19 protein-coding genes are annotated in these 15,906 nt (G+C 74.2%); 8 read left to right on the forward strand and 11 right to left on the reverse strand.

From position 1 onward, the window contains the following. Positions 1 to 10: 10 nt before the first annotated feature. The 4 genes from ACWEGE_RS14190 to ACWEGE_RS14205 form a co-directional block, all read right to left on the reverse strand. Complete coding sequence (locus ACWEGE_RS14190; protein ID WP_449660853.1) at positions 11 to 946, reverse strand: DUF3800 domain-containing protein; 936 nt, start codon at positions 944 to 946, stop codon at positions 11 to 13. A gap of 72 nt (positions 947 to 1,018) precedes the next feature. Next, positions 1,019 to 1,444, reverse strand: coding sequence for a Rieske (2Fe-2S) protein (locus ACWEGE_RS14195; RefSeq protein WP_449660854.1), 426 nt, complete (start codon positions 1,442 to 1,444; stop codon positions 1,019 to 1,021). Between the two features lie 18 nt (positions 1,445 to 1,462). After that, complete coding sequence (locus tag ACWEGE_RS14200; protein ID WP_449660855.1) at positions 1,463 to 2,014, reverse strand: DUF6529 family protein; 552 nt, start codon at positions 2,012 to 2,014, stop codon at positions 1,463 to 1,465. Further along, on the reverse strand, positions 2,014 to 2,691 hold the full coding sequence (locus ACWEGE_RS14205) for a hypothetical protein (RefSeq protein ID WP_449660856.1): 678 nt from the start codon (positions 2,689 to 2,691) through the stop codon (positions 2,014 to 2,016). Before ACWEGE_RS14205 ends, ACWEGE_RS14200 begins: the two co-directional genes overlap by 1 nt. Positions 2,692 to 2,813: 122 nt before the next feature. On the opposite strand from ACWEGE_RS14205, the gene ACWEGE_RS14210 reads away from it, so the two are divergent. Both ACWEGE_RS14210 and ACWEGE_RS14215 read left to right on the forward strand, forming a co-directional pair. Beyond that, positions 2,814 to 3,836: an alpha/beta hydrolase gene (locus ACWEGE_RS14210; RefSeq protein ID WP_449660857.1), complete on the forward strand. Its 1,023-nt coding sequence runs from the start codon at positions 2,814 to 2,816 to the stop codon at positions 3,834 to 3,836. Beyond that, positions 3,836 to 4,702 (forward strand): alpha/beta fold hydrolase, encoded by an 867-nt coding sequence (locus ACWEGE_RS14215; RefSeq protein WP_449660858.1) that lies wholly within the window; start codon positions 3,836 to 3,838, stop codon positions 4,700 to 4,702. The genes ACWEGE_RS14210 and ACWEGE_RS14215 overlap by 1 nt, the downstream gene beginning before the upstream one ends. Here ACWEGE_RS14215 and ACWEGE_RS14220 read toward each other — a convergent pair. Next, positions 4,660 to 5,001: a DoxX family protein gene (locus ACWEGE_RS14220; protein WP_449660859.1), complete on the reverse strand. Its 342-nt coding sequence runs from the start codon at positions 4,999 to 5,001 to the stop codon at positions 4,660 to 4,662. The two genes, ACWEGE_RS14215 and ACWEGE_RS14220, sit on opposite strands and share 43 nt — an antisense overlap. 97 nt (positions 5,002 to 5,098) lie before the next feature. Continuing rightward, positions 5,099 to 5,656 (reverse strand): TetR/AcrR family transcriptional regulator, encoded by a 558-nt coding sequence (locus ACWEGE_RS14225; RefSeq protein WP_449660860.1) that lies wholly within the window; start codon positions 5,654 to 5,656, stop codon positions 5,099 to 5,101. 68 nt (positions 5,657 to 5,724) lie between these two features. Between ACWEGE_RS14225 and ACWEGE_RS14230 the strand changes: the two genes are divergently transcribed. Further along, positions 5,725 to 6,684, forward strand: coding sequence for an alpha/beta hydrolase (locus ACWEGE_RS14230; protein WP_449660861.1), 960 nt, complete (start codon positions 5,725 to 5,727; stop codon positions 6,682 to 6,684). Next, positions 6,681 to 7,733 carry a class I SAM-dependent methyltransferase gene (locus tag ACWEGE_RS14235; RefSeq protein WP_449660862.1) on the forward strand — a complete coding sequence of 351 codons (1,053 nt, stop codon included), beginning with the start codon at positions 6,681 to 6,683 and terminating at the stop codon, positions 7,731 to 7,733. Before ACWEGE_RS14230 ends, ACWEGE_RS14235 begins: the two co-directional genes overlap by 4 nt. A 65-nt stretch (positions 7,734 to 7,798) precedes the next feature. Here the strand turns inward: ACWEGE_RS14235 and ACWEGE_RS14240 are convergent, their stop codons facing one another. The 3 genes from ACWEGE_RS14240 to ACWEGE_RS14250 all read right to left on the reverse strand — a co-directional run bounded on the left by ACWEGE_RS14240 (position 7,799) and on the right by ACWEGE_RS14250 (position 10,166). Beyond that, positions 7,799 to 8,218 (reverse strand): DUF6292 family protein, encoded by a 420-nt coding sequence (locus ACWEGE_RS14240; RefSeq protein ID WP_449660863.1) that lies wholly within the window; start codon positions 8,216 to 8,218, stop codon positions 7,799 to 7,801. Positions 8,219 to 8,492: 274 nt separating this feature from the next. After that, complete coding sequence (gene ligD, locus ACWEGE_RS14245; RefSeq protein ID WP_449660864.1) at positions 8,493 to 9,413, reverse strand: non-homologous end-joining DNA ligase; 921 nt, start codon at positions 9,411 to 9,413, stop codon at positions 8,493 to 8,495. A 9-nt stretch (positions 9,414 to 9,422) separates the two neighbouring features. Continuing rightward, positions 9,423 to 10,166 (reverse strand): ANTAR domain-containing protein, encoded by a 744-nt coding sequence (locus ACWEGE_RS14250; RefSeq protein WP_449660865.1) that lies wholly within the window; start codon positions 10,164 to 10,166, stop codon positions 9,423 to 9,425. Positions 10,167 to 10,361: 195 nt separating this feature from the next. Here ACWEGE_RS14250 and ACWEGE_RS14255 point away from each other — a divergent pair, with 195 nt between their 5' ends. The 3 genes from ACWEGE_RS14255 to ACWEGE_RS14265 all read left to right on the forward strand — a co-directional run bounded on the left by ACWEGE_RS14255 (position 10,362) and on the right by ACWEGE_RS14265 (position 13,147). Then, positions 10,362 to 10,946: a DM13 domain-containing protein gene (locus ACWEGE_RS14255; RefSeq protein ID WP_449660866.1), complete on the forward strand. Its 585-nt coding sequence runs from the start codon at positions 10,362 to 10,364 to the stop codon at positions 10,944 to 10,946. Positions 10,947 to 11,007: 61 nt separating this feature from the next. Further along, positions 11,008 to 11,745: a GAF domain-containing protein gene (locus ACWEGE_RS14260; protein ID WP_449660867.1), complete on the forward strand. Its 738-nt coding sequence runs from the start codon at positions 11,008 to 11,010 to the stop codon at positions 11,743 to 11,745. Between the two features lie 4 nt (positions 11,746 to 11,749). Next, positions 11,750 to 13,147: a PP2C family protein-serine/threonine phosphatase gene (locus ACWEGE_RS14265; protein ID WP_449660868.1), complete on the forward strand. Its 1,398-nt coding sequence runs from the start codon at positions 11,750 to 11,752 to the stop codon at positions 13,145 to 13,147. Between the two features lie 13 nt (positions 13,148 to 13,160). Here ACWEGE_RS14265 and ACWEGE_RS14270 read toward each other — a convergent pair whose 3' ends face one another. Both ACWEGE_RS14270 and ACWEGE_RS14275 read right to left on the reverse strand, forming a co-directional pair. Then, on the reverse strand, positions 13,161 to 13,556 hold the full coding sequence (locus ACWEGE_RS14270; RefSeq protein WP_449660869.1) for an STAS domain-containing protein: 396 nt from the start codon (positions 13,554 to 13,556) through the stop codon (positions 13,161 to 13,163). A 114-nt stretch (positions 13,557 to 13,670) separates the two neighbouring features. Next, positions 13,671 to 14,447 carry an ANTAR domain-containing protein gene (locus ACWEGE_RS14275; RefSeq protein WP_449660870.1) on the reverse strand — a complete coding sequence of 259 codons (777 nt, stop codon included), beginning with the start codon at positions 14,445 to 14,447 and terminating at the stop codon, positions 13,671 to 13,673. A 514-nt stretch (positions 14,448 to 14,961) separates the two neighbouring features. Between ACWEGE_RS14275 and ACWEGE_RS14280 the strand changes: the two genes are divergently transcribed. After that, positions 14,962 to 15,903 (forward strand): PfkB family carbohydrate kinase, encoded by a 942-nt coding sequence (locus ACWEGE_RS14280; protein WP_449660871.1) that lies wholly within the window; start codon positions 14,962 to 14,964, stop codon positions 15,901 to 15,903. Positions 15,904 to 15,906: the final 3 nt, after the last annotated feature.

Below are 15,906 nucleotides of genomic sequence, written 5' to 3' on the forward strand. Positions count from 1 at the left end.
GGCCGCGGATTCACTCTCCGGCCGGAGCCGGAGAACCCGGACCGGCCCAGACCGAGCCGGCGTCGACGAACGCGCTCAGCAGGGTGGTCAGCTTCCGGTCGCCGCGGCCGTTGAGCTCGTCCGAAGCGATGCGGCGGGCCACGCCCGCCAGGAAGTCCGCCACCTGGACCCGCGCGTCGGCGCGGGAGTCGACGAACCGGACGCCCGCCAGCCGGGGGCCGAGTTCGGCCTTGAGCTGCAGGACGCGCTCCGCGGTGAGGGCCAGCTGCTCGTCGTGGACCAGCTCGACCGGCGTGCCGTCCGCACTCCAGTGGCGGACGGTGTGGATCACCGCGGGGACCAGCGGATCGAGGATCGGCACCAGGCCCGGGTCGGCCGCCAGCCGGGCGCGGTAGGCGGCGACGCGCTCGCCGCCGTCGCGGAACCGGGCGACCATCTCGCCCGCTTCGCCCGGGACGCCCGCGAGTTCGTCGACCAGCGCGAAGAACTCCCCCGGCGTCGTCGTCACGCCGCGGCGGGGGTTCAGCCGCAGCAAGCTGACGAACGCCTTGAGGAAGAACTCCCAGCGCTCGGCGCCGAACGCCGCCGGGCCCGTGCGGTGGAGGGTGCGGGCCGGCGCTTCCGAGCCGTCCCCGGCCAGCAGGGTGACCGCCGCCCGCACGGCGAAGAACGTCTTGCCGGTCAGGTGCACGTGCCCGCGGCCGTCGAGCGGACCCCCCGGGGCGAGCAGCCATTCGAGCACCGCGCGGTGCTTGGCGCGCAGCAGGTGGTTGGCCTTGCACTCCTCGGCCGGCGAGCCGATCCGGGCGCGGATCTCCGCCACGCAGGCCGTCGCCTCGGGCCAGGACATCCGGACGCCCGCGTGGGCGAAGACGTCCGTCTCGCCGCCGAGCAGGTTCTCGCCCTCCGAACCCGACTCGTCGCAGGCGATCTCGACCGGGCGCACCCGCCGATCGTGCCAGAGCGGACCGGCCGCGGGCGACCGCATTCACCGGCCGGGTTCACCGCGGCCGACGACCTACGCCTGGGCCAGGGTGATCTTGCCGCCGGTGACCGTGATCGGCTTCTTCTCCAGCGGCTTCGACGCCGGGCCGTTCGCCACCGAGCCGTCGGCGATCTTGAACTTGCTGCCGTGGCAGGGGCAGTTGATCGTGCCGCCGGCGACCGCGTCGACCGTGCAGCCCTGGTGGGTGCAGATCGCCGAAAAGGCCGCGAAGGTCCCCGCCACCGGCTGCGTCACCACCACCTGCTTGTCCGCGAACACCTTGCCGCCGCCGACCGGGACGTCCCCGGTCGCGCCGAGCTCGGTGCCGCCGGGTGCCGGGGCCGCCGACGTGCCACCCCCGGTGCCGCCGTAGGTGGTGCAGCCGGCCGCCAGCCCGGCGCCGAGGAGCGCGAGGGCCGTCCGGCGCGCCAGCACCGGGTCCACGTCGTCGTTGCGCACGTTTCGTCCTCCGCGAGCTCAGAAGGTCAACCCGGACCGGGTGAAGAACCACAGCGACGCGCTCAGCCAGAGCCCGACCAGCCCGGTGAACGCCAGACCGCCCAGCAGCGGGAGCGACCAGGCCGGCGCACCGTCCCTGCGCAGCAGGAGCATCTTCGCCACGAACACGCCGTAGAAGAAGCACCCGAGCAGGGAATGCAGGAGCACGCGCGGGTCGAACGCCTGGAACCCGAGCGCGTACAGGCAGTGCATCGCGACCGGGATCGAGACGAGGAAGGCCAGCCGTCCCGACCACCGGTGCACCGGCGCGACCCACGCGGGCGCGCCGGTGCCGAGCTTGCCGTACATCGCCAGTGCCGAGACGAGCTGGACGAGGGCGAGCACGACGACGACCGTGGCGAGCCACGCCTTCACCGCCTGCGGCCCGGAGAACCCCGCGACGTTCACCGCGACGCCGGTCGGCGTGTGCAGGCCGCCGTAGACGCCGAGCGCCACCGAAACGACGGCGCCGGCCACCAGCGGCACCGCGAGCGCGACCGCGGCGCGGCGGCCCGCCGCCGGGGCGGCCATCAGAAGTCACCGGTCCCGGCCAGGCCGGTGATCGCCTCGGCGGTCACCGGGGTGCCGTCGACGGTCGCGGTGGCCGCGGCCGGGTCGAGCGGCGGGGCGGCCGACGGGCCCTCGTCGGTCGTGAGGATGCCGACCTGGCTGCCGTCGGGCTGCACGATCCAGCCGACCTTCGCCGCCTTGCCCTTGACCTTTGGCGTCGCCCGGTAGAGGCCGGCGGGCTTCTTCGCCGCCGGCACGGTGAACCGGTAGGTCCTGCCCGCGGCCGTCACGGTCCCGGTGGCCGACGCCGAGTCGAAACTGCCCGTCAGGGTCGCGTCCGGGGCGCCCTTGAGGTCCAGCTTGCCGCCGACGGTCACGCCCTGGAGCCAGGCTTCGACCTTCTTGCCGTCGCAGACGTACGCGATGGCGTGGCCATCGCGCGCCGACACCGCGATCGACGCGCCGCCACCGGTCACCTTCCCGGCGTAGTCCGCCCGCGCGGGGACGTCGGCCTTCGGCGGCTCCGAAGAGGGCCCCAAGGGAGCCGTCGTGGGTGGCGCGGTCTTCGTGGCGCTCACCGCGCTCGCGGCCCCGGCGACCGTCGGCGCGCCGGTCCCGGTCGCCAGGTCGGCGACGCTGATCCCGCCGGCGAGCAGCGCCCCGGCGAGCAAGGTGAACAACGGCCCCGGATGCTTCATGGTCTTCCCCGCTTCTCCCGGTCCACCACCGTGTCCGCAACACGAACCGCACGCCGAAACGGCTCAACGCTACGCGTCGAAAAGAGGTAATGCTTAGCCCGTGCACGTGGTTGACTGGCGGCATGCTCCCCTGGGACGGCGAACTCGCCGGACGGCTCGACCGGCGCACCGTGACTTCCGCGGTGCTGCGCGGCAATCCGCTGGGCGATCCGCACGAACGGCCGTTGTGGGTGTACGTCCCGCCCGGCTACGACGACGGCGACGAGCGCTATCCGGCGGTGTACGTCATCCAGGGCTACACCGGGCACCTGACGATGTGGGCCAACCGGACCCCGTTCCGGCAGCCGTTCGTGGAGACGGCCGACGCGGTCTTCGCCGACGGCGCGCCGGGCTGCATCGTGGTGTACGTCGACGCGTGGACCGCTTACGGCGGCTCGCAGTTCGTCGATTCGCCGGGCACCGGCCGGTACCACTCCTACCTGTGCGACGAAGTCGTCCCGTGGGTCGACGAGCACTACCGGACGCTGCCCGGCCGCGAATCCCGCGCGATCGCGGGCAAGTCGTCGGGCGGGTTCGGCGCGATGATCACGCCGATGCTGCGGCCGGAGCTGTTCGGCGCGCTGGCGACGCACGCGGGTGACTCGCTCTACGAGCTGTGTTACGTCCCCGACTTCGGCAAGGCGGTCCGCGCGCTGCGCGGGTACGACCAGGACATCCAGGCGTGGTGGGCGGACTTCCGGAGCCGCCCGGCCTTCACCAAGCCCGAAGACGCGACCCTGCTGTCGCTGCTCGGCGTCGCGGCGTGCTTCTCGGCGCAGGAGGACGGCACGCCGGAGCTGCCGTTCGACCCGCTGACCGGCGCGCTGCGGCTGGAGCAGTGGCAGCGCTGGCTGGACTGGGACCCGGTCCGGATGGTGGCGGCCCACGCGGAGGCGGTCCGGTCGCTGCGCGCGGTGTGGATCGACGCGGGCACGAGCGACGAGTACTTCCTGGACATCGGCGCGGAGGCGTTCCGGGCCGAGGTGGCCCGGGTGGGCCTGCCGGACGACCGCGTCCACTTCGAGCTGTTCGACGCCGGCCACGGCGGGATCGACTACCGGTACCCGCTTTCGCTGGCCTGGCTGGCGGAACGGCTGGCCCGCTGATGGTCACCGAGACCGAGCTGGCCCGGCCCGGCGGGCGGAACCTGCACGTCTACGACACCGGCGGCCCCGCGCGGCTGACCGTCTTCTGGCACCACGGCACCCCCAACACCGGCGCCCCGCCCGGGCCGCTGCTGCCGCTCGCCCGGGAGCTCGGCGTCCGGTTCGTGTCCTACGACCGGCCCGGCTACCGCACCTCGACGCCGGTACCGGAGCGGACCGTCGGGAACGCCGCCGAGTGCGTCGAAGCCGTCGCCGACGCGCTCGGGATCGGCGAGTTCGCGCTGCTGGGGCACTCCGGCGGCAGCTCCCACGCGCTCGCCTGCGCCGCCCTGCTGCCGGATCGGGTCGAAGCCGTCGCGAGCCTGGCCGCCGTCGCGCCGTTCGACGCCGGCGGGCTCGACTGGTTCGGCGGCATGGCCGCCGCCGGTGCGGCCTCGCTGCGGGCCGCCGCCGAAGGGCGGGCCGCCAAGGAAAAGTACGAAGCTTCCGCCGAGTTCGACCCCGACGTCTTCACCGACGCCGACCTGGCCGTGCTGCACGGCTCGTGGTCGTGGCTGGACGAGGTCGTGCGCGCGGCGCTCGCCGACGGGCCCGGCGGCCTGATCGACGACGACCTCGCCTACGTCCGGCCGTGGGGCGGCGATCCGGCGTCGATCACCGCGCCCGTCCTCCTCCTGCACGGCGAGCAGGACCGGATGGTCCCGGCCACGCACAGCGCGTGGCTCGCCGGGCGGTGCCCGCACGCCGAGTACCGGCCCGTGCCCGGCGAAGGCCACCTGTCCGTGCTGCACCACGCCGCCGACGCCCTCACCTGGCTCGCCGGTCAGGGCAGCAGCGCCAGCGAAGCGACCACCGGAGCCAGGTAGAGCAGCGGGAACACCAGGTGCGCGTACGACCGCGCCCGCGCCACCGTGACGAGCGCGCCGCCGAAGTACAGCACCAGCCCGATCGCCGCCGCGATGCCGATCGGCGGCCAGAAGAGCCCGGCGACCAGGCCCGCCGCGCCGGCCGCCTTGGCCGTGCCGAGCAGGTTCCACCACGACCGGGGCACGCCGTACTCGGTGATCGGCTCGACGACCCACTTCGCGCGGGCGAACATCGAGACGGCCGAGAAGCCGACCCAGGCCGCGGCGGCGATGGTGACGATCAGGTGAGCGGTGGTCATCGGGACTCCCCGGGGTTCGCGGCCCCGCTTTTCGGGGTCCGTCACCCCCACGACTCCGCGGCCCGATCCGATGTGACAGCCCCGAGCGTGACGGCCGTCACCGCGCCGCGAAGTGCGCCACGACCATCTCGGCCAGCGCGTCGACGTCGGCGTCGACCATCGGCTCGCCGGTCATGCCCATCCGGTGCAGCAGCGCGCCGACCACGACGTCGACGAAGAACAGCACCCGGCTCTCCGGCTCGCCGAGCGCGTCCTCGAGCGCGAGCCGGTAGGGATCCTGCAGCCGCGAGGACAGCACCGCGCGCAACGCCGGATCGCTGACGGCGTCGCTGAACACGCCGGCGAACGCGTCGCCCACCCCGGGTTCGCCGATCTTGGCCGCCGCCCAGCGGATGACCGCGGTCAGCAGCTCCGCCCGGCTCCCGCCGGCCAGTGGCGCCGGGCCGAAGGCGTCGAGGAGGCAGTCGACGATCAGCTCGCCCTTGGACGGCCAGCGCCGGTAGATCGTCGTCTTCGCGACACCGGCCGCCGCCGCGATGCGCTCGACGGTGGCCTTCGCGTAGCCGAGCTCGGCGACCGTGCTCAGCGTCGCGGCGAACACCACGTCGTGGAGGCCGGCGCGGGGACGGCCCGGCGGCCGGGCGGCAGGAGTCATGGCGGGAGCCTATCGGTTTCCGCTACCGTTGGTTTCGATACCCGAGGTTTCGAAACTAGGGAGTGACCATGTCGGCCGACCCGACCGTGCAGCGCCCGCCGGAGCCGGACTGGCTCGCGATGACCACCGCCGAGCTGCTCGCCTACCGCGAGGCGGAGAACCGCTTCCGGGCCTCCGCCGCCGCGCGGGCGATCACCGGGGAACCGGACCCGGACGCCGTGATCGAGTGGCGGGACCTGGCGCTGCCCGGCCGCGACCTGCCGATCCGGATCCATCGGCCGGCCGCGCACGACGGGGCGGCGCTGCCGCTCGTGGTCCACGTCCACGGCGGCGGGTTCGTGGGCACGGCGGTGCAGAGCGACTGGGTGAACAGCCGGCTCGCCGCCCGGCTGCCCGCGGTCGTCGTCTCGGTCGAGCACCGGCTCGTCGCCCCGGACCACCCGCTCGCGGACGCGGCCGACGACGGCTGGGACGCGCTCCGGCACCTGGTGCGCGACGCCGGCACGTGGGGCGTCGACCCGGCACGGGTCGCCGTCTTCGGCGAAAGCTGCGGCGGCCTGATCGGCGCGCTGGCCGCGCTCCGGGCCCGGGAGGCCGGGCTGCCCCTGCGGGCCCAGGTGCTGGTGAACCCGGCGGTCGACGTCACCGACGCGATGTTCGAGTACCCGTCCGTCGCCGAGCACGCCGACACGCCGACCCTCTCCGTGCCGGTGCTGCGCCTGTTCCGGCGGCTCGCCGCCCCGCCGGACGCCCGCGCGCTGTCCCCGCTGCACGCCGCCTCCTTGGGCGGGCTGGCCCCGGCGCTCGTGGTCGTACCCACGGACGACCCGCTGGCCGACCACGGCCGGCGCTACGCCGAGCGCCTCGAGGCGGCGGGCACCGCGGTCCGGCTGTCCGAATACGACGGCGCCGGGCACGCGTTCCTCAGCATGCCGGGCCTGGTCCCCCAGGCCGAGCCCGCGGCGACGGAGATCCTCGGCTTTCTCCGGGAGTCTTTCGCAACGTCTTTCGCGGCGGACCGGCCATGACGACGGAACCGATCGACGGCGCGAGCCTGGACGGCGTGGCGGCCACCTGTTTGTGGACGCTGCGCAACCGGGCCGAGGAGTCGCGGAACCCCGGCTCGACGTTCGCCGACCCGCTCGCCGAACGCCTCCAGCGCCGGATTTCCTACGACTACGCGAAGTTCGGCAAGCCGGACCAGATCCACCCGCTGCGGGCCGCCGCACTGGACTTCGCCATCCGCGGCTACCTGGACCGGCATCCGGCCGCCACGGTGGTGGCGCTCGGCGAGGGCCTGCAGACCACCTACTGGCGCCTGGGGCGGCCGGCGGTCGACTGGCTGTCGGTGGACCTGCCGCCGGTGGCCGACCTGCGCCGCCGCCTGCTCCCGGAGGAGCCGCGGATGACGGTGTTCGCGGGCTCGGCGCTCGACCGCGGCTGGCTGGACATCCCCGACCCGGCGCGGGGCGTGTTCATCTCGGCCGAGGGGCTGTTCATGTACCTCGACCGCGACGAGGTGTTCGCCCTGATCGCCGGCTGCGCGGCGCGGTTCCCCGGCGGGCAGCTGTTCTTCGACTCGATCCCGCCGTGGCTCAGCCGCCGCACGCTGCGCGGTGGGCGGACTTCGCCGGGTCGGGGGACTTCGCAGGACCGGCGGGCTCGGCTGGATCGACCGGCTTCGCCGGACCGGCAGCCCTCGCAGGACAGCCGGACTTGGCAGGCTCGGCCGAGTTTGCCAGGCCGCCCGCGGGGGCGCCCCCCGTTTTCCACGCTACCGGCCGGCACCGACAATTCCGGGCCGCACCTGTCCGGACCACAGCATTCCGAGCCGCACCGACCCGGGCTGCGTCTGTCGGCCCGCTACACCGCCCCGCCCATGCCGTTCGGCCTGACCGTCACCGAAGCGGCCCGGCTGCCCCGGCAGATCCCCGGCGTGGCCCGCGTCGAAGACGTGCAGCCACCACCCGGCCGCGGCGCCTGGCGGTCCGGCACCCTGCGGAAGCTGGCGAACCTGCCCGGCCTGCGGGACCTCCGGCCGTCGATCAGCCTGGTGAGCTTCGCCGGGCCGCGGTGAACCCCGGGTCGTGGGTGGTGGCCCGCGTTACCACCCACGACCGCGGAGACGTCCACTGTGGAGCGTCAGCGAGCGGGCAGCAGCGCCAGGAGCTCCTGGTGGGAGCCCGCGCGCCGCAGGACGGGTGAGCCCGGCCGGTCCGGTTCGCGGGCGCCCGCGCGCAGCGCGGTCAGGAAGCGCACGACCTCGCGCGGCGGCGGCAGGATGTCCGCGCCGCCGAGGTAGGACAGCACGATCATCTCCTCGCCGCACGCCGCCTCGACGGCGACCGCCCAGCCGTGCACCTCGTCCCAGAGCAGGGCCACGTCGCGCTCGGGGAACCGGCGCAGCCGCCAGTCCACCGCCAGGTACGCCGACACCGGGACGTCGACGTCCACGGTGCAGGATTCCAGGCCGAAGCCGAGTGCGCGCGCCACCTCCCCGAGATACGCGCGCAGCCCGCGCTGGAACCAGAATTCGAGATCGGTGTCGATCAGGCCGGACACCCGTTTCCTTTCGCCACGTTCGACAAGACCGGCAACGGCCGCCACATCATTGTCTTTCGCCACCGCGACGGCTGTCGCGCTTCGTGCGTAGACCGTACCCACTTCGCCGACTTCGGCCCACCGCCGGACATCCGCATGTCCGGTCCGTGCAGCGACACGCCCGTCTGCACGTGCACAACTCCACTGTGGACGATCAAATCCGCAGGTGAAGACGTTTTCCGCAATTCCCGGAAAACCTCCCCGGCCCCGGGCGGGAATGGCAGCCGCCGAAAGTTCAGCCGAACGCAGGAATCGGTACCCGGGAACGTTCCAGATCGGCGAACAGATCGCCCAGTTCGTCGACTCGTGCCAGAACCTCGCCCGCGGTGAACTTCAGGTGCGTGACGTGCCGGCAGGCGCGGACCTCGTCCCACGTGACCGGAGCCGACACCGTCGGCTCCTCGCGCCCGCGCAGCGAGTACGGCGCCACCGTGGTCTTGAACGGGTTGTTCTGGCTCCAGTCGATGAACACCTTGCCCGGCCGCAGGTTCTTCGTCATCCGCGCCACCACGAGGTCCGGCGTCTCGACGGCGAGCCGCTCGGCCAGCGCCTTCGCGTACCGGGACGGCTCACCGGCGTCCGTCGTCACGATGCCCGCGTACAGCTGCATCCCCTTGGAGCCGCTGGTCTTCGCCACCGGCGTGAACCCGTCCGCGACGAGGACGTCGTGGAGCCGTTCGGCGACCCGGCAGCAGTCGACGACCGTCGCGCCGGGGCCCGGGTCGAGGTCGAACACCAGCCGATCCGGGGTGCTGCGCTCGTCACCGGGCCCGACGGTCCACTGGTGGACGTGCAGTTCGAGCGCGGCGAGGTTGGCCGCCCACACGAGCTCGGGCAGGTCGTTGATCAGCGGGTAGGCGACGATCTCGGGGTCCTTGCCCCGGCCGCCGACGGTCAGCCGGGCGGTGCGGACCCAGTCCGGGGCGTGCCGGGAGACGTCCTTCTCGAAGAACGAGGCACCGGTGACCCCCTCGGGGAACCGCACGAACGTCATCGCCCGGTCGCGCACGTGCGGCAGCAGCACCGGTGCGATCCGCGTGTAGTAGTCGAGCACCTCGCCCTTGGTGAAACCGTGCCGCGGGTAGAGCACCTTTTCGAGGTTCGAGATCGTCAGCTGCCGCTCGCCGACCCGCACCGTGATCCGGCTCCCCGCCACGGGCCCACCCTACCGCGGCCGGGTGCGCCCGGAGACCACCTGCTCGACGAACCGCTCCGCGACCTCGCGCAGCTTGACGTTCTCCCGCTGCGACTGCTCCACCAGCAGGGCGAAGGCGTCGTCGGCCTCGACCTGGCGGATCGCCATCAGCATGCCCTTGGCCTGGTCGATGACCGCGCGGGAGGTCAGTGCGGTCCGCAGGTGCTCGACGGTCTCCCGGGCCCGCAGGTACCGGTGGTACACGCGGAGGATCGCCTCCACCGCGGTCGTGTAGAGCTCCAGCAGCCGGGCTTCGACCTCCTCGAAGCCGTCGTCCTGCCGTCCGTAGCAGTTGACCGCGCCGGAGACCTGCTCGTCGGCCACCAGGGGTGCGGCGAGGAAGCTCCCGAAGCCCGCCTCCCGTGCCCCGCGGGCGAAGCGCGGCCAGCGCTCGACCGCGTCGGTCACCGCGGTGCGGACGATCTTGCCGCTGCGGATCGCCTCCAGGCAGGGGCCGTCGCCGATCCGGTACTGCTCGCCGTCGAGCTCGTCCACCACGGCGCTGGTGGCGGTCGCCGTGTGGGGCACCTCGCCGGTCACCAGGGTGACCGACGCCTCGTCGACGCCGGGGACGGCGGTGCGCACCTGCAGGCACACGTGCCGCAGCAGGATCCGGAAGTCGTCCTCTTCCCCCAGCACCGCGGTGAGGGCTTCCAGCGCCCCGGTGACCTCGTCGAACAGCGGCGCCGTCGAAGCGGTGTCCGGTCGTTCCATGGGTGCTCCTCCCGCTCGGACGCGAAATGCCAACGGGTACCCACTTCGCCGCCGGTCCATGTCCGCCGGCCACGGCACCGTGCCGCCCGGTGCCACGACCGGCGCGTAAGGAATCGGTAACCGCGCGCCGGGCGTCGCCGGGCGATTCGTCCCGTTGAATGAACCGTCGGCGGACGAAGACGGCAGGAGAAGGCGATGAACCGCAAGCGGCTGCTCACCCGGCCCTGGGTCCTGGGCACCTTGGCGGCGGGCCTGGTCGCCGTCGCGGGTGGCCTGTACTGGTTCCAGCCGTGGCAGCTGGTGGTGGACGAGACGGTGCAGGAAGCCCTGCCGGCCGGGGCGCCGGCGGCGGTCCCGGCTTCGCCACCCGCACCGTCGTCGACGACCGCTCCCCCGGCGGCGCCCGCTCCCCCGGCGGCGCCCGCCGAACTCTCGAACGGCACCCTGATCAGCCACGAGCACCGGACCAGCGGCACCGTCCGGATCCTGCGCTCGGCCGACGGCTCCCTCGTGCTGCGCCTGGAGAACCTCGACACCAGCAGCGGGCCCGACGTCCACGTGTGGCTCACCGACGCGCCGGTGAAACCGGGCAAGGACGGCTGGGGCGTGTTCGACGACGGCAGGCACGTCGACGCGGGCAAGCTGAAGGGCAACAAGGGGAACCAGAACTACCCCCTGCCCGCCGGCACCGATCCGGCCGCCTACACCAGCGTGAGCATCTGGTGCGACCGCTTCGACGTCTCCTTCGGAGCGGCGGAACTGGCGCACCGCCCGGCCTGACCCCTCGAAAGCCGCGCACCGGAGGGGTTTACCGGAGCCCCCGGATTGGTAATCCCCGGCCATGTCGTCGGAACAGGTCGCGCCGGGCGAGCTGCCGCTGGACGGTGAGCTGGCCGGGGTCGCCGCCCGGATGGCGGGACTGCTGCTCTCCCGCGAATCCGTGGACTCGGTGCTGGAGCTGATCGTTTCGCTGGCCGGGAGGACGATCCCGGCCGCCGCGGGTGCGGGGGTGACCCTGGTCGGCGCCGACGGCGGTCTCGTCACGACGAGCGCGTCGGCCCCGCTGGTGCGCGCGGCCGACGAGCTGCAGTACGAGCTGGCCGAAGGCCCCTGCATCGCCGCACTGGCCGGGTGCTCGCCGCAGCGGATCGACGACGTCGGCACCGAACCGCGCTGGACCCGGTGGTGCGCCGCGGTCGCCGGCTCCGGGCTGCGGTCGGTCGTCACCGCGCCGATGGTCGCCGAAGACGGCTGCCTCGGCGCCATCAAGGTCTACGCGACCACGCCCGGTGCCTTCGGGCCCGGTGACGAGCGGACGCTGGCGAGCTTCGCCGACCGCGCCGCGGTCCTCGTCGCCAACGCCCGCGCGTACGACCGGGCCGGCCGGTTCAGCGAGCGGTTCAGGGACACCCTCCGCGACCGTGACCTGATCGCCATGGCGAAGGGCTTCCTCATGGGACGGGACGGCCTCGGCGAGGACGCCGCGTTCGACCGCCTGCTCTCGCTGGCCCGCACCCACGGCACCAGCCCGGCCGAAGCCGCCGCCCGGCTCGTCGGTCCGGCGCCGCGGGAAGGGTGAAGCGATGCGGTTCCTGCCAGAGGGGGAACAGCGGCGGCTGGTCGCCGCCTGCTTCGCCCGGAGCGACCTGACGCTGGAACAGCTGTGGATGCGGTACTTCGCGCTCGGCGGCAGCCTCTCCCTGCTGGAACTGGACGCCTACCTCAACGGGCTGGTCACGCTGCCCCGCGTCGACCGCGACATGGTCGCCCACGCCGTCAACGAGCGGCTCGACGAGATGACCGGGCCGGCCCGCGCGCCCTACAGCCACTCGGTCCGGGACGCGAAGCCGTTGCGCGGTCCCCTGAAGGCGCTCGTCGACCTGCTCGAAGGCGCCCACTGCGCCCCGCCCGAGCGGCTCCCGGCCGTCGTCGCCGAGGCGGGCCGCGCGCTCGACCTCACGATCGGCGTCTACCTGGCCGACTACGACCAGCGCACGCTGGTGCCGCTGCGGCCGGGCGCGGCGGAGCTCGACATCGAGACCACCGTCGGCGGCGACGTGTTCCGCCGCGCCGGCACCACCGTGACCCGCGACGGTACGTTGTGGACGGTCCTGCTGGACGGCGTCGAACGGCTCGGGGTCCTCGAAATCGTCCCGGCCGCCGACGCGGACCCGGACGACCCGGCGCTGCGGGAGCAGTGCCGGTGGCTGGCCACCCTGCTCGGGCACCTCGTCACCATCACGACGCAGTACGGCGACGGCCTGGACCGCCGCCGGCGGCACCGGCTGCGCGGCTCCCCCGCCGAGCTGCTGTGGCAGAGCCTGCCCCCGCTCACCGGGGCGACCGAAAGCGTCGTCGTGGGCGTGAGCGTCCAACCGGTGTACGACCTGTGCGGCACCGTGTTCGACTACGCGCTCTCGGAGGAGCGGGCGCAGCTGGCGATGTTCGACGCCGGCGCGCGCACCCGCGCCGCGAACACCGCCGTCGTGAGCGCCCTCGCCGCCTACCGCGCCGCCCGCCGCGGCGGCGGTCGCCTGGCCGAGCAGTTCGCCGCGGTTGGCGCCGAGCTCGACGACCAGCTGCCCGTCGGCGGCGTGCTCGCCGAGCTGGACCTGCGCACCGGCGTCCTGCACCTGCTCGGTGCCGGACACCCCGGGCCGCTGGTCGTCCGCGGCGGCGAGGCGCTGCCCGTCACCACCCACACCGTGCCGCGCTTCGCCTCGGCCGGCCCGCCGCCGGTGACGGAGTTCCGGCTCGCCTCCGGCGACCTGCTCGCGCTGTGCTCGCAAGGGGTCGCCGGAACCGCGGACGGCACCGGGGAGCCGTTCGGCCGGGACCGGCTGGCCGGGCACCTCGGCCGGGACGCGGGCGAGCTGCCGTCGGAGATCGCTCGCCGGCTCACCCGCGCGGTCTTCGCCCACGGCGGCGGCGAGTTCCGGCAGGACGCGGGGGTGCTGATCGCCCGGTGGACCTCCGGCTGAAGCCACCGGCCCGTCAGCAGGCGGTGTGGTGCACCTCGGCCGCCAGCAGCTCCCGCAGCGCGTCGGACAAGGACGCGAACATGGGCACGACCGCGGCCAACCCGGTGATCCGGAACAGGCGCGCCAGCGTCCGGCTGTTTGCCACCACCCCGAACCGCCGTCCCGCGGCACCGGCCCGCTCGGCGGCCGCGGCCAGGGCACGGGCGCCGGCCAGGCCGACGAACGCCACCTGCGTGAGGTCCACCACGGTTGTCCCCGGTGGCGCCGCACCCAGCTCGCGCTCGAGGATCGGCAGGGTCAGCGCGTCGATTTCGCCGGCGAGGGTGAGCACGAGGAAACCGGGGCGGTACTCCGTCCGGCGCGCGACCAGCGGCGCGGACCGGGTGGGGACCGGAAAGGCAGGGGACACGGGTTCGGTTGGCCTTCCGCGCCGGCGCGGGGCCGGCGACGCAGTGACGTGATCAACGGCGTGATCAAGGACGGGGTCTTGATACCCAAACGCCCGATCCGGAAACGCTCTCCTTCAGGGCGAGACGTTCGTGAAGGCCGACCAGAGCCGTTCCGCGGCACGGTGGGCCGGGGCGCCCGGCCGGATCTCGCGCATGCCCTCCGCCGGGGTCGCCACCTGGCCGCCAAGGTGCTCGACGAGGGCCACGGCCAGCTCGCGGACCTTGACGTTGAACTCCTGGCTGGCGCGGCGCAGCGTCTGCCAGGCCTCCTCCGGCGGACACCGCCGGACCGCCATGATGGCGCCCTTCGCCTGCTCGATGGCGGCGCGGGAGGCCAGCAGGTCCAGCATCTGGTCGGGGTCGCCCGCGGTGGCGGTCTCGGCGACCACCAGGGTCATCTCGGTGAGTTTCGCGTACCGCCGCAGCACGGCGAGGGTCTCCTCGTCCGGGGCGCGGTCGAGCGTGACCGACAGCACGAAAGCGCCGTCCTCGTCCCAGAACCCGGGCAGCGCGGCGGCGCCGCGGATCGCCTCGACCGCCGGGCCGCCGTCGAACACCGTCTCGCGGAGCAGGTCCGGCCAGCGCTCGTCGCCGAAGAGGCGATCCGTGACGACCGGCTCGCCGGTGGTGTCCGCGACGAGGACCGGGCCGCCGTGCGCCAGCTGGGCGGGGACCAGCTGCCGGCCGACGCCCGCGGCGGCCAGCACCCGCAGCGGCCGGTCGCCGCGGCTGACGGTCAGCGCCGCGCCGAGCCAGCCCGGCAGTTCGCCGGAGATGCGCTCGAGCAGCGCCTGCAGCAGTTCGGCCAGCGGTCTCCAGCGATCCGCCGCGTTCACGAGTGTCTCGGTCACCGTTCCTCCACCGGTCTTGGTCCCCTTGATTTACCGCACGCCGCGGTGCTTCGCCTCCGACGACGCACCGGTTTGTGGGACCGGCCACGCGGAAGGGCCAACCGGGTGGGCCGTCCGGGCGAACCCGATCACCCGGCCGCGCTCGGCAGCGGTCGAGGAGCTCCTGCTCCCGCACCACCGGCGGGGAGAGGGTCCGGTAGCAGACGTCGTCGAAGAGGACGGTGAGCTTGTCCTCCTCGACGGTCATCACGACCCCGCGCGCGGCGGGTCCTCGGCCGCCCGGCCCGCCGCTTCGAGCGCCCGGCCGACGACGGCGGTGTCCGTCCCCGCGGCGGTGAGGGCGAACCGGCCGTCCGGCCCGGCGCAGCTCGGCCACCGTCCCGTCGCTCATGGCGGCAGGGCCACCCAGTCCGCGCCCGGCAAGCACCGACCCGAACGAGCGGTTTACCCCGCGGCGCGTCGGGGGTAGCCGAACGGTGAGCCGAGGAGGCGCCATGACCCACTGGTGGTCCCGATGATGTTCAGCGAAGTCGTCGTCGCCGGGCAGATCGCCCGCGACCTGGTGATCGAGGTCCCGGACGCGCCCGGCGCGGACTCGTCGGCGCCCGTGCGGCACCGGCAGGAGCTGCTCGGCGGGAAGGGCGCGAACCAGGCCGTGGCGCTGGCCCAGCTCGGGCTGCCGGTTTCGCTGATCGGCGTCGTCGGCGCGGACCGCACCGGGGACTCGCTGCTCGCGCAGGCCCGGGCCGACCGGATCGGCACCACGCACGTGGTCCGCCGGGCGGGCACCGAGACCGCGCTGCTGGTCGACGTCGTCGACGACCACGGGCGCCGCCGCTACCTCGAGCACGTCCCGGAGGGGACGCTGCTCACCGAAAACGACGTCTTCGCCGCGTCCGCGCCGATCTCGGCCGCCGCGTCCCTCATCGTGCAGCTGCAGCAGCCCGCGCCGGTGGCCCTGCTCGCGGCCCGGCTGGCCCACACGGCGGGCACCCGGGTCGTGCTCGACGGGGCGCCGGAATCCGACACCCTGACCGACGACCTGCTCGCCCTCGCCGACGTCGTGCGCGCCGACGGCCCCGAAGCCGAGCTCCTCACCGGACGGGCGGTGGACGACGTCGGCTCGGCCGCCCGCGCGGCGACCGAGCTCCGGCGGCGCGGCCCCGCGCTGGTCGTGCTGGAGGTTTCCGGGCAGGGCAACCTGTTCGCCGGGCCGGAGGGCACCTGGTTCGTGCCGGACGTCGAGACCGACGTCGTCGACCCCACCGGCGCCGGTGACGCGCTCGTCGCCACCCTGACCGCGGCGCTGACCCGCCGCCGCCCGCTGGCGGCGGCGGCGAGCCTGGCCGTCGCGGCCGCCGCGGCGACGACCGGGCACGCGGGCGGGCGCCCACGGCTGTCCCGCGCGGAACTCGACCGGCTCCAGCCGCGCGAGCTGGAAACCGTCCAGGCCTGAGGG

Source organism: Amycolatopsis sp. NPDC004747 (assembly GCF_053601335.1).